Origin of the sequence: Salipiger bermudensis (assembly GCF_017309175.1) — a bacterium.
In the GTDB taxonomy this organism is placed as follows: domain Bacteria; phylum Pseudomonadota; class Alphaproteobacteria; order Rhodobacterales; family Rhodobacteraceae; genus Salipiger; species Salipiger bermudensis.
In genome coordinates, this window is sequence record NZ_JAEKJV010000024.1 from 1 (window position 1) to 12,548 (window position 12,548).

Below are 12,548 nucleotides of genomic sequence, written 5' to 3' on the forward strand. Positions count from 1 at the left end.
CCAACATCCCACACTGTGCTCCCCGATGACCTCGGGGGCATCATCCACATCAGTGTAAGGGGGTCATTTTTGGACGCCGATCACCCCGCTACGGGGTCAATTTTGCATGCCGGTTCACACCAATCGCAACAAAGGAGCTTTGCCATGGTATACGACAACCTCGAACTCATCGCCGGGCCTTCGTCCGGCAACTCCTATCCATCTGGACAACGAAATGCTTCAACCCAAGAGCCACCCAAGTATCCGTTGACGACGGCAGGAGCCGCAGACGAGTTGGGTATCTCTCGCCGTGAACTTTTCAACACGCTTGCACGATACGCACACGTGAAGGGCGTCGTTGAGAAACATGGCCGGAAGAACCTGTTCTATCGCGAAAACATCGCGATGATCAGAGCTCTACGTCGCCATAGCGCGGCAGACAGTCTCCGTCAGCGGAAGAACTCGCCAAAAACCGCTACTACTGCGGAATACGAACGGATTGTGGCCGAGTTGCGAAAGAAGCGGAAGGGAGGTCGCCATGTTTGATTTCCCTCACGGCTTCTTCGACGAAGATCGGAGAGACGAGCTATTCTTTATCGTTGCAAGAGAATTCCAAGATGTCACCGAAGACCCGCGGCCATTCGACCGACTAATCGAATATGCTGGTCCTTCGATCACCTTTCGTCAGACGCTCGATCCCGCGTGGCGTGCCCAAGCAATTGCAGTGCTCCATCCTGGCTGCCAGAAGAACACGATCCAGCGCAATTTCCTCGGACCATTGCGGTCTCTTGACAAGTACCTGACGAAAACGAGGCGCGAGAAGGGTTGTGACACGCGTCGCATGTTCTGGCTTACCCCGGAGCAGGCAGAAGATCTCCTGCGTGTCGCCAGCACACCTGAACGATATGGTGTCGATGATCCACAAAGGCGGATACGCACTGCCATCGCGTTTCTGCTCGGGACTGGCTGCCGGACAGGCGAGAGCTTCGTTCTGGCTGCTGAAGACATCAACTGGAACACGCGTGAATGCTTGGTCCGTGGCGAACTGGAGGGGGCCGGAAAGACTGAGGCAAGCACGCGCCTCGTCTATCTTCCCTCGAAGGCAACCGACCACATGGAAGGGTTGCCGGATAAAGGGCCGATCATCCTCAATCGCAAGGGTCAACCCTTTAAGCTCCGCTACAAGGGCGGCGGTCAGATCCGACGCGAGTTCGAGAAACTGCGAGAGGCAGCGGACCTCCCGGAGGCATGTACGCCCCATTCATTGCGACATTCCTTCGCCACATGGACGTATGCCGCCACGAAAGACATGAAGCTTCTGATGAGCCGCGGAGGCTGGGCAAAGCATGACACGGCACTCCGCTACACCAAGCTGGCGCCTTCGGATCTACCGATGCGACTGAAATCCTACGGCTGGGACTTTGGGAATGATTTGGGCAACTGAAAGGCGGAAAGATTCTATGGCTCTGATTATAGAGCCTTTTCCCGAATGTGTCGCTCCCTTAGCAGGGGAGCGCCTTCGACCACTCGGCCACGTCTCCGTCGACGCGTATAGCCAAGCGAAAGCGGGGAGTACAAGGCGAAATGTTGGAGGATACGAAATCTTTTCCTGAAGGCGCGTCTGCCGGGGCGGAGTGGCCTCGGGGCAAGGAGCCGCGGCTGCCCGGAACTGGGCGAGAGGGCCTGCATGGTGTGGCGGTGCGGCGCTTGCGCAGCAGTCGGCGAGAAGCACGGGCTGCAGCAGACCGCACCGTTGTGTGAAGCCGCGCGCCGGGCCATATCCGGAGCACAGCCCGCCCGCGCCGGCCTCCTTCGGCCCGCAACGGTGCCCTTGCACGGAGACCCGCCCGATGTTCGATCCCGTCCGTCCCTTCGGAGCCCCCGGCAGCCAAGTCGCGCAAGGCGGCAAGGCGATCTACGGCGCGCCGCTCGGCATCCTGATGCTCGAGGCGCGTTTCCCTCGCGTGCATGGAGACATGGGCAACGCCACGACCTGGCCGTTCCCGGTGCTCTACCACGTGGTGCGCGGGGCCAGCCCGGTCAAGGTGGTCTGCGACCGGGCCGAGGGGCTGCTTGAGCCCTTCATCGCGGCCGCGCGGGATCTCGTCGATCTTGGCGCCGAGGGCATCACCACCAATTGCGGCTTCCTGTCGATCTACCAGCGCCAGCTCGCCGACGCCGTGCAGGTGCCGGTGGCGACCTCGTCGATGATGCAGGTGCCCTGGGTGCAGGCAACGCTGCCGCCGGGCCAGCAGGTGGGGATCGTCACGATCAACGCGGCCGGCATCACGCCGGCGCATCTCGAGGGCATCAATGTGCCGCTCGACACGCCGATTGCGGGCTGCGAGGGCGGCGACGAGCTGTTCCCGGTCATCATCAACGCCGCGCGGCCGCAGCTCGATCTCGCGAAGGCCTGTGCCGATGTGGTGGCGGCGGCGCAGGCCCTCGTCGCACGGCACCCGGAGCTTGGCGCGATCGTGCTGGAATGCACCAACATGGCGCCCTACAGTGCTGCGGTGCGCGCCGCCACCGGGTTGCCGGTCTACGACATCTACTCGATGACCACCTGGTTCCAGGCCGGGCTGCAGCCGCGCCGCTTCTGAGCCTGTGAGCCTGTGATCCGGGCTCAGCCCATCCAGCGGCGCACCGGCGCGTTGGCCTCCTCGAGCGGCTGCGTCACGACATCGACCAGCGTCGGGCCGTCATGCGCGACCGCCTCGGCCAGCACCCGGTCGAGCTCGGCCGGGTCCTCGACGCGCCAGGATTTCACCCCATAGGCCGAGGCCACGGCGGCCTGATCGACGCGGTTGAAGTCGACATTGTAGTAGCGGCTGCCCTTGTCGGCCATCTGGCTGGCCTTGATCCAGCCGAAATTCGCGTTCGAGAAAACCACGAGGGTGATCGGTGCACGGGCCCGGCAGACGGTCTCCAGTTCGCCCACGGTGAAGCCGAAGGAGCCGTCGCCCATCAATGCCACGGTTTTGCACTGGGGCCGCCCATACCACGCGCCCAGCGAGGCCGAGAGCGAATAGCCAAGCGCTCCGTGGGCGCGGTTGGTGATGAAATAGCGCCCCGCGAGCGCCTGCCGATAATAGGCCGAGGCGTAAGGGCAGGAGGTGCCGGGATCGGACACCACGGTGGCGTCGGGCGGCAGGACCTTCATCAGCGCGGCGATGACACGCTCGGGGCGGATCGGGTGATCGGTCTCGGCGGCGATGTGGTCGAAGATCTCGAACTTGCGGCGCTTGATGTCGGCCACCGCCGCGGCGCCCCCGAAGGTGGAGGCTCCGTGGTCGCGGCGGTCGAGCTCGGCATTGACCATCTCGAGCGCGAGCCGCAGGTCGCCCACCACGCCGACCTCGGTGGGCAGGTTGGCCCCGATCACCATCGGGTCGACGTCGAAATGCACGATGCGGGTGCCGGGGCTCGGGGCCTCCCAGCGCGAGGTCGTGGTGGAGCCGGCGCGGCAGCCCATGAACACCACCAGATCGGCGGCTTCCATCATCTCCCAGGTCTGGTCGGTGCCGCCGTTCGAGCCCACCACTCCAAGCGCGTTGGGGTGGCTGTCGGCGAGCGACCCTTGCCCCGAGATCGAGGTGGCGACGGCCACGTCGAGACGCGTGGCGAGGCGGTCGAGCGCGGCCATGGCGCCCGAAACCACGCCGCCGCCGCCGCAGACGATGAGCGGCGTCTTGGCCGAAAGGAGCGCGTCGACCGCCGCCTCGACCGCCGCCGGGTCGGGGCCGGTGCGGTAGGCGGGGTAGGTGGCGAGCGCGGGATCGGCCCAGATCTCGGCCGGGTCGACCTGATCGTACTGGATGTCATAGGGCAGGCCCAGATGGGCGGCACCCGAGCGCCCGGTGGTCATGGCGCGGAAGGCGGCGCGGACCATGCGCGGGATGTGATCGGCGCGCTTGATCACGGTGTTCCACTTGGTCAGCGGGCGCATCAGCGCCTCCTGGTCGACCTCGGTGAGCGGGTATTTCCCGTAGCTCGCCACCGAGATATCGGTGGTGATGCCGAGCACCGCGTAGGAGCTTTCCGAGGCCTCGATCAGGCCCGGCAGAATGTAGGTGGCGCCGCCGCCCGAGGGGCCTTCGCAGACACCGGGCCGACCGGTGACGCGGGAATAGCCGTCGGCCATGTAGGTGGCGCTGCGCTCGTCGCGGGTGAGCACGTGGTCGATCTTGTGATCGAGCAGATGCATGGCGTCATAGAAGGGCAGGGTGGTGTCGCCGCAAAGCCCGAAGATGTGCCGCACGCCCTGCGCCTCGAGCATCCGCACCATCGCCTCGGCTCCGTTCAGTCTGTTGTCCATGATCTGTCTCCTTGGTGGGCTGTGGCGCGGTTGCCGTTATGTATTCCGCTCTGTATACAGGTCTGCCTGCCCACCGGCAACGCGTGGTGGGGTCAGCTGCGGGCGCTGGTATAGACGTGCCCGTAGGCGGCCTTGACCGCGGCGAGGATGTCCTCCTTGCGATGGAGAATATGCACCCGCATGGCGGCCATCGCGGCCTCGGCATCGCGATCGCGGAGATGGGCGAGCATGTCGCGGTGCTGGGCCTGGGTCTGGTCGCGGCGGCCCTCCATGGCGATCCAGCGGATCAGGTGCAGCCGGTCGTTGAGATTGGCGAGCATCTGGCGCAGCACAGCATTGCCGGACAGGGTGGCGATGCGGTCGTGGAAGCCGATATCGAGTTCGATCAGCCGGTCGACCGAGGCGTCTGGAGACTCCGCGCCGCTCTCGTCAAGGAAGGCGGCCAGTTCGTCGAACCCGGCATCGTCGGCCCGCGCACAGGCGAGGCGGATGGTGGCGCATTCGATTTCGAGCCGGGCCTCGAACAAGTCGAAGACCCGCTCGGGATCGAGCGGCGGCGCGGCGAAGCCCCGGTCGAGATGGAGCAGAAGCCCTTCGGCGGTCAGCCGGTTCAGCGCCTCGCGCAGGGGCGTTCTGCTGAGCGCGAGTTCGGCCGCCAGCGCCACCTCGTTGAGCTTTTCCCCCGGCAGGAAGGTGGCGCGCAACAGCCGCTCGCGAAGCTCGGTATAAGCACGCTGCGAAGAACTGGCGGGGGCGGGTTGCGGATGCATGGGTGGGTCCTGACTGCTTATCTGTATGCAGGAAGGTATCCAGCGCATCGCGGCCCGGTCAACGGCTCGCCAGTGAGGGTAAAATTCCCGTAAAGATTGTGCGGAACCAATTCAAAGCACGCCTGTTGGAGTAAAGTGACAGTGCAAAAAACACAGAGGCTTGATCCTTGGAACAGCTTGCCCGCCGCCTCGGCCTGAGAACCGATCCGACGATATTTTTCGTCTCCGCAGGGTTCACGGTCGTCTTCGTCCTCGCCCTGATCCTGTTTCCCGAACCGATCGGAGATGCCTTTGCCGTCGGGCGAAGTTGGATCGTCACCAATCTTGGCTGGTTCTTCGTGCTCGGGGTCAATGTCTGGCTGGGCTTCCTGATCTGGGCCGCCATGTCGCGCCACGGCCATATCCGGCTGGGCCGCAAGGGCGAGCGCCCGGTCTATTCGAACCTGTCGTGGTTCACCATGCTGTTTGCCGGCGGCATCGGCACGGTGCTGATGTTCTGGGGCGTGGCCGAGCCGATCAGCCATTTCTCGAACCCGCCGCTGCCCGGCGTCGATCCGTTCACCGAGGATGCGGCCAAGGATGCGATCTCGGTCGCGATCTATCACCTCGGCCTGCATACCTGGACGATCTTCACCTTGCCGGGCCTCGCCTTCGCCTATTTCATCAACCGCTACGACCTGCCGGTGCGGGTGAGCTCGGTGTTCTACCCGCTGCTGGGCGAGGGCATCCACGGCCCCGTCGGCAAGGCCATCGACATTGCCTCGATCCTCGGCACGCTGTTCGGCGTGGCTGTCTCGCTGGGCCTTGGCTCGAGCCAGATCGCCGCCGGGCTCGACGCGCTCTTCGGCACCGGCTCCGGTGCCTGGGTTCAGGTTGCCATCCTCGCGGTGCTGACGGCGGTGGCCGTGGGCTCCATCGTCGCGGGCCTCGACAAGGGCGTGAAGCTCTTGTCGAATCTGAATATCGGGATGGCGGTCGCGTTGATGATCTTCGTGCTGGTCTGCGGCTCGACGCTGTTCCTGCTGCGCGGGGTGGTCGAGACCTTCGGGCTCTATTTCGGCACCCTGCCACGGCTGGCCTTCTGGAACGACATGCTCGCCAATGAGAACCCCACCACCGACGGCTGGGGCTGGCAGGGCTCGTGGACGGTGTTCTACTGGGCGTGGACCGTGACGTGGTCGCCCTTCATCGGCCTTTTCGTGGCGCGGATCTCGCGCGGGCGGACCGTGCGTGAGTTCGTCTTCGGCGTGCTCATGGCGCCGTCGCTCTTCACCCTGATATGGTTCGCCATCTTCGGCTGGCAGGCGATGGAATTCGACGGCCTTGGCCTCGCCGCCCGCGAGGCGATGGGCGACAGTGCCGGTGCGATCAGCAGCGCTGTGGCCGAAAGCGTGCCGCTGGCCATGTTCGCCTTCTTCGAACAGTTCCCTTTCACCCAGTTTATCCAGGGCTTCGCGGTGGTGATCGTGGCGATCTTCTTCGCCACCTCCTCGGACTCGGCCTCGCTGGTGGTCGACATGCTCTGCACCGGCAAGGCGACACCCGGTCCGACGCATCAGCGGGTGTTCTGGGGCGTGGCCGAAGGGCTCGTCGCGGCGATGCTGATCCTGCTGGCGGGCGAGGCGGGGCTGACGGCGCTGCAACAGGTGATCACTGTGGTGGGCTTGCCGATCTTTGTCCTGGTCAGCATGATGATCCCGTCGATCATCCGTGGATTCGCCGCAGAGGATATCGACCACATCACCATCGGCACGCGGCCCGAGCTGGAAGAGTTCGGCCACGGCCCGGCGAGCGCGGAAAGCACCTCGGGTGGCCTGCGCGAGCAGCCAAGCCCGGCGGAATGAAAAACGGCGCGGCCTAGCGGGGCCGCGCCGTCATCAAGATTTCGACCGGCGGCCGGGGCAGCGCATCGAGCGCGATCAGCCACCGCCGGATCAAGAGCGCGCCGGGCAGGGAAACCGCCCGGCGCCTTGTCTTAGTAGCCGCGCGACGCATCGGCGAGATCGGCGCAGGTGCCGGTCTCCTCGAAGGTCTTGAGGTTGGCGGCGATGATCCGCCCGCCGGTGGCGGCGTCGATCTGCGAGGCCACGTGCGGGGTCACGGTGATGCCCGGCGTGGTCCAGAACGGGTTGTCGGTCGGCAGAGGCTCCTGGTGGAACACGTCGAGCGTGGCCTGCTTGATCTGGCCGCTCTCGAGCGCCGCCAACAGGTCCCCATCCACGAGGTGCGGACCGCGGGCGCAGTTGATCACGCAGGCACCCTCGGCGAGCTTGCCGAACAGATCCGCGTTGAGGATGCCGGTGGTGTGCTCGGTCAGAGGCAGCAGGTTCACGAGGATCTCGCAGCCGTCGAGGAAGGCGTCCATCTGCTCGGGGCCGGTGAAGGTCTCGACGCCCTCGATCGACTTGGGCGACTTCGACCAGCCGCGGGTGTTGAAGCCCAGCATCGACAGCGTCTGCGCCGCGGCGGCGCCAAGATTGCCGAGGCCCATGACGCCCACGGTGCGGTTGGGGGCCACCGGCACCACGATGGCGTGCCAGTCGAGCTCGGCCTGGGCCTGAAGCTGGCGCGGCATGTCGCGGTGATGGCGCAGCACGTGCAGCGCCACGTATTCGCGCATGCGCTGGGTCAGATCATCGCCCACGGTGCGGATGATCGGCACGCCCTGCGGCAACTCCTCGTCGTTCAGAACGTGGTCGATGCCCGCTCCGATTGAAACGATGGCCTTGAGATTGCTGAATTTTGCGAGATCGCCTGTACGCGGCCGCCAGACCACGGCATAGGTGACGGCGTCAGGGTCGGTGATGTCATCCAGCGCGGCGATGTCCCAGCCGGGCATCAGCTCCTGCAGCATCTCTACCCACCACTGGGCCTTGTCTGCGAGGGGAAGGTAGACGGCGACGGTCATGTTTGCTCCTTTGGGTCGGTCATCTTTGGGGAATGGGAATGAATCTCAAGCAGCTCGAAGCCTTCTACTGGCTGAGCCAGTTCGGAAAACACCGGCAGACGGCCGAATATCTCGGGCTGACTCAGCCCGCGGTTTCGGCGCGCATCACGGCGCTTGAGAAGGATCTTGGCAAGACCCTGATCGACCGCGAGGCCGACGGCTTCGTGCTCACCGATCAGGGGCTGGAAGTTGCGGAATTCGCGGTTCAGTTCCTGAACCTGCGCGAGGCCATGCTGGGCCGGTTGCAGGACCGGCACAAGCGCGGCGTGAGCCTTGGCCTTGTGGGTATGGCGGCGCTGACCTGGGGCCCGCGCCTGCGCGAGGCGCTGCTGGCCGAATTGCCGGAGATGACGATCGACATCTACCTCGGCTCTGATCTGCAACTGCGCCGTCTGGTCGAGGCAGGCACGCTGGACGCGGCTTTCACCGCGTCCGGCGACCGGGCGCGGGGCGCGGATTTCGGGGTCGAGTATCAAGTCGGCTGGGTGTCGCGCGGAGATGTCATCGAGGGCCTTCCTCAGCCGATGAGTCCGGACGATCTGCGGGCGCTGCCGCTGGTCCACTACCCGAAGACCTCGCCGCTGTTCAATCCGGTGGCCGACTATGTCGACGACATGGCGGAACGCACTGCGCCGCGCCATTACGGCAATTCGCTCTCGGCGATCTGCGAGATGGTCCGGCTGGGCTACGGTGCCTCGGCGCTGCCGCTGGCGGCGCTCGAGAACGAGATCGCCAGCGGCAAGGTTGTCGAGATCGCGGCCACCGAAGGGCTGGCGCCGCTGCATGTCGCCTGCACCCACGCCAACCGCGCCCGCCGAAAGCAGGTGGGCCAAGTGCTCGAGCTTGCGCGCGAGGCGGCGAGGGCGTGGTGCAGGGACCATGGGCGGTACAGCTCCTTCGAGGACCTCTAGGCCTCAGCCCTTGGTCTTCTCCTCGACCATCTTGGTGGCACCGGACATCTCGCCGAGATGGGTGCCGCCGGTGACCTTGGCCTCGTTGACGCGGCCGCGCTCGGTGAGGAACTCGCCGCGCTCGATCACGTCGTCGAGGTCTTCCGGCGCGATGAACAGCACGCCGCAATCATCGGCGAGCACAGCGTAGCCCGGCAGCACAGCCGCGCCGCCGATCGAGACCGGCACGTTGAAGCCGCCGCCGGTGTTGTAGAGGCGGGTGGTGACCGGCGAGGCGCCGCGCGACCACATGGCGAAGTCCTGCTCGGCGATCTCGGCGGTGTCGGTGTGGGGGCCGTCGACGCAGCCGCCCTCGAGGCCGATCATTGCCGCCATGCGGGTCACGCCGCCGCCCCAGCAGGCGTACTTGGTGTCGCCGAGGCGATCCACGGCGAGGAAATAGCCCGGTCCGCACTGGCTCAGGCAGTGGTGCAGCAGCGTCGAGTCGAGGCCCGGGATTGCCAGCGTCGCCAGCGTGCCGACAACGACCTTGCCCGGCAGCACCGGCTGGATCGCCGGGGCGGCGAAGCCGTAGTGGTAGAAGTGGCCGATGGTGGCGGTCTCGAGCTTGGCGAGACGGTCGAGCTTTTCCTGCGGGATCTTCTCGGGCATCGGGTTGAGCTTGTAGACGAGGTTGGACATGTGAGGTCCCTTCTTTTGTCGTTATGTCAGGAGATCAGTTCTGCGGCCCGAGGATCAGGTCCGGCAGGAAGGTCACGGTCTGCGGCACGTAGGTGAGCAGCAGCAGCACGGCGACCAGCGGGATCAGCATCGGCAGCACCGCCATCGTCACCTTCTCGAAGCGGACACGGCCCACCTCGGCGACGATGTAGAGGCCGATGCCCATCGGGGGCGTGGCGATGCCGAGCAGCAGGCCAAGCTGGATGATGATGCCGAAATGCACCCGGTCGATGCCGTAGGCGTCGATCAGAGGCAGCAGCGTCGGCACCAGGATCAGCTTGGCCGGCACCCCCTCGACGACGCAGCCGACGAGGATGATGAAGATCAGCAGCAGGCCAAGGAAGACGTTCTTGTTCTCGGTGAAGGAGAAGGTGAAGTCTGCCAGCTTCTGCGGCGTCTGGTCGATGGCCAGCAGCCAGCCCATCGCGATCGAGAAGGCGATGATGATCATGATCACGGCGGTCATCATGGCGGTGTCGCTGAGCGCGGCAAAGAAGGCGCGGAAGGTGAGTTCCTTGTACCAGATGCCGATCAGGATGCAGTAGATGCAGGCCAGCACGCCCGCCTCGGTGGCGGTGACGAAGCCGAACATGATCGAGCCAAGGATGATCGCCGGAGCGACGAGCGCCAGGAAGCCGTGCTTGGCGGTGCCCGCCACCTCGCGCACCGTGGCGCGGGGCTGGGTCGGGAACTCCTCGAACTGGGCGCGGAAGCGCACGTAGAGCATCAGCGACAGGCCGACCAGGATGCCCGGGATCAGGCCCGCGAGGAACATCCGCTCGATCGACTGCTGTGCCAGGAAGGCGTAGAGCACGAGGCCGATCGACGGCGGGATCAGCGGCCCGATCACCGAGGAGGCAACGGTGATCGCGGCGGCGAAATCAGGCTTGTAGCCGCGCTCGCGCATGGCCTTGATCTCGATGGCGCCGAGGCCGGCGCAGTCCGCCACGGCGGCGCCCGAGATGCCGGCAAAGATCATCGAAGACAGGATGTTGACCTGTGCGAGGCCGGCCTTGAGATGGCCCACCAGCGAGTTGGCGAAGGCAAAGATGCGCTCGGTCACGCCGGTCGCGTTCATCAGGTTGCCGGCCATGATGAAAAACGGCACTGCGGTGAGCGAGGCCTTGTTGACGCCCTCGAGCATCTGCTGCGGGATGATCTGCAGCGCGGTCGAGAAGTCCGAGGTCAGGAAGGTGAGAACCGTCGCCGTGCCGATGGCGATGGAGATGGGCACGCGCATGAGGATCAGCGCGATGAAGGTGCCGAAGAGGATCCAGGCCATAGGTCAGACTTCCGGGTGATGGTCGGTGACGTTCTCGGGCATGCCTGCCGCGAGCTTGACGATGTCGAGCACGGCGGTCAGCGCGACGAGCACCGTCGAGATGAAGAGGGGAACCGAGAGCGCGAGGCGCGGCAGCTCGAACCCGGCGGGCAGGATTGCCCCGTCATAGACCCCGTTCGAGGTGGCGATCACCTTGGGGATCTGCAGGATCAGCACGCCGGTGACCACGAGTGTCGCGGCATCCGAGACGATGCGCGTGATGACCATGCCCGACGGTCCGAGGCGCTCGGCGACGAAATCGATGCGCACGTCCTTGAGCCGGGCATAGAGCGCGAAGAAGCCGAAGAAGCTCAGCCAGATGAAGAACACCATCGTCCACGGCCACATCCAGTAGGGGGCCATGCTCATCGGGCGCAGGATGATGGTTGCGGTGGTGAGGCCCAGCATCACCAGCAGGCAGATGTTGGAGATCCACAGGAAGGCCCCGCCGAGCGACCAGTTGAGCCGGTCGATGCGGTTGAGGGCCCGCTGAAGCGGGCCCTCCGGTTGATAGTCGAGCGGTGTCACTGGGTGGGAGTCCGTGCTGCTTCGACCGCCTCGAGGAAGCCTTCCGGCAGCTCGCCGGATTCGGCCATGTCGGCGTAGAAGGTGGCCATCTTCTCGACCAGCGGCGAGATGTCGATCTCGGTATAGGTGGCGCCATCGGCCACCATGCGCTCGATGCTCTCGTCGGCGACCGAGAACATGATCTCCTGCGACAGTTCACCGGCCTCGGCATAGGCTTTCAGCAGGCCTTCACGGGTGTCTTCGTCAAGCGCTTCGAGCGCGCTTTCGTTGACCATGAAGCCGACCGACTGCCAGTACTCGTCCATGCGGGTGATATACGGCGCGACCTCGTTGAAGCGCATCGATTCCACCAGTGCGATGGGCGAGTTCACCGCCTGCACGATGCCCTTCGAGATCGACTGGTAGACCTCGGTCCAGGGCAGGGTGATGACCTCTGCGCCAAGATTGTCCCAGGTGTCGATCGCCACCTTGTTCTCGTGCATGCGCATCTTCAGGCCTTCGTAATCGGCCGCGCTCTCGACCGGCACGTTCGAGACGGTGACGCGGAACGGGCCGCGCAGCACCAGCGTCGGGTCGCCGAGCGGGCGCACACCGGATTCCGCGGCGGCGTTGTCGAACCAGCCCTTGACGGTGTCGGAGTTCATGAAGCGCTGCCAGTGGGCGAAATCGTCGAAGGCGTAGGGCCCTGCGAGCCAGCCGAGCGCCGGCTCCCACTTTTTCATGTAGCCGAAGCCCTCGGCGTAGATCTGCACGATGTTGGCCTGAAGCTGCTCGAGAACCGCGTTCTCCTTGCCGAGCTGCTCGTTGGGATAGACGGTGATCTTGAGCTCGCCGTCGGTGTATTCCTCGGTCAGTTCGGCGAACTTTTCGAAGACCTGGCCCTCGGGGCTGTCGACCGGCATCTTGGTCGCCATCTTCCAGGTGGTCTCGGCGTGGGCGGCACCGCCCAGGATCATTGCAAGGCCCGTGGCCATGCTGAGAAGTGTCTTGGTTTTCATTGGGATAAACCTCGATGTTGACAGGTGGATTTGCCGGTTTGGTCGCCGGTCTTGGT

12 protein-coding genes and 1 tRNA gene are annotated in these 12,548 nt (G+C 65.1%); 5 read left to right on the plus strand and 8 right to left on the minus strand.

From position 1 onward, the window contains the following. Positions 1-144 precede the first annotated feature (144 nt). Positions 145-525, plus strand: coding sequence for a hypothetical protein (locus tag JF542_RS22350; protein ID WP_207077506.1), 381 nt, complete (start codon positions 145-147; stop codon positions 523-525). After that, positions 518-1,423, plus strand: a complete 906-nt coding sequence (locus JF542_RS22355; protein ID WP_207077507.1) for a tyrosine-type recombinase/integrase — start codon at positions 518-520, stop codon at positions 1,421-1,423. The genes JF542_RS22350 and JF542_RS22355 overlap by 8 nt, the downstream gene beginning before the upstream one ends. On the opposite strand, the gene JF542_RS22360 is transcribed toward JF542_RS22355, so the two are convergent. Continuing rightward, positions 1,421-1,520, minus strand: a tRNA-Ser gene (locus tag JF542_RS22360). The genes JF542_RS22355 and JF542_RS22360 overlap by 3 nt on opposite strands. A gap of 309 nt (positions 1,521-1,829) precedes the next feature. Here JF542_RS22360 and JF542_RS22365 point away from each other — a divergent pair. Further along, positions 1,830-2,582: an aspartate/glutamate racemase family protein gene (locus tag JF542_RS22365; protein WP_207077508.1), complete on the plus strand. Its 753-nt coding sequence runs from the start codon at positions 1,830-1,832 to the stop codon at positions 2,580-2,582. A 23-nt stretch (positions 2,583-2,605) separates the two neighbouring features. Here the strand turns inward: JF542_RS22365 and JF542_RS22370 are convergent, their stop codons facing one another. Both JF542_RS22370 and JF542_RS22375 read right to left on the minus strand, forming a co-directional pair. Further along, positions 2,606-4,297 carry a thiamine pyrophosphate-binding protein gene (locus tag JF542_RS22370; RefSeq protein WP_207077509.1) on the minus strand — a complete coding sequence of 564 codons (1,692 nt, stop codon included), beginning with the start codon at positions 4,295-4,297 and terminating at the stop codon, positions 2,606-2,608. 92 nt (positions 4,298-4,389) lie between these two features. After that, the gene (locus JF542_RS22375; protein WP_207077510.1) at positions 4,390-5,067 is read right to left on the minus strand and encodes a GntR family transcriptional regulator; all 678 of its coding nucleotides are present in this window, start codon (positions 5,065-5,067) and stop codon (positions 4,390-4,392) included. A 167-nt stretch (positions 5,068-5,234) separates the two neighbouring features. Here JF542_RS22375 and JF542_RS22380 point away from each other — a divergent pair, with 167 nt between their 5' ends. Then, on the plus strand, positions 5,235-6,911 hold the full coding sequence (locus JF542_RS22380) for a BCCT family transporter (protein ID WP_207077511.1): 1,677 nt from the start codon (positions 5,235-5,237) through the stop codon (positions 6,909-6,911). Between the two features lie 131 nt (positions 6,912-7,042). On the opposite strand, the gene JF542_RS22385 is transcribed toward JF542_RS22380, so the two are convergent. After that, the gene (locus tag JF542_RS22385) at positions 7,043-7,975 is read right to left on the minus strand and encodes a 2-hydroxyacid dehydrogenase (RefSeq protein ID WP_007799856.1); all 933 of its coding nucleotides are present in this window, start codon (positions 7,973-7,975) and stop codon (positions 7,043-7,045) included. Positions 7,976-8,013: 38 nt separating this feature from the next. On the opposite strand from JF542_RS22385, the gene JF542_RS22390 reads away from it, so the two are divergent. Then, positions 8,014-8,925: a LysR family transcriptional regulator gene (locus tag JF542_RS22390; protein ID WP_007799854.1), complete on the plus strand. Its 912-nt coding sequence runs from the start codon at positions 8,014-8,016 to the stop codon at positions 8,923-8,925. Between the two features lie 3 nt (positions 8,926-8,928). Here the strand turns inward: JF542_RS22390 and JF542_RS22395 are convergent, their stop codons facing one another. Genes JF542_RS22395 through JF542_RS22410 form a run of 4 tightly spaced genes read right to left on the minus strand, consistent with a single transcriptional unit; the run spans position 8,929 to position 12,492 of the window. Continuing rightward, positions 8,929-9,606, minus strand: coding sequence for an RraA family protein (locus JF542_RS22395; protein WP_007799853.1), 678 nt, complete (start codon positions 9,604-9,606; stop codon positions 8,929-8,931). A 34-nt stretch (positions 9,607-9,640) separates the two neighbouring features. After that, complete coding sequence (locus JF542_RS22400; RefSeq protein WP_207077512.1) at positions 9,641-10,927, minus strand: TRAP transporter large permease; 1,287 nt, start codon at positions 10,925-10,927, stop codon at positions 9,641-9,643. A gap of 3 nt (positions 10,928-10,930) precedes the next feature. Then, a complete protein-coding gene (locus tag JF542_RS22405; protein ID WP_007799849.1) occupies positions 10,931-11,494 on the minus strand; it encodes a TRAP transporter small permease in 564 nt (187 codons plus the stop codon). Further along, positions 11,491-12,492 (minus strand): TRAP transporter substrate-binding protein, encoded by a 1,002-nt coding sequence (locus JF542_RS22410; RefSeq protein WP_207077513.1) that lies wholly within the window; start codon positions 12,490-12,492, stop codon positions 11,491-11,493. The genes JF542_RS22405 and JF542_RS22410 overlap by 4 nt, the downstream gene beginning before the upstream one ends. Positions 12,493-12,548 lie beyond the last annotated feature (56 nt).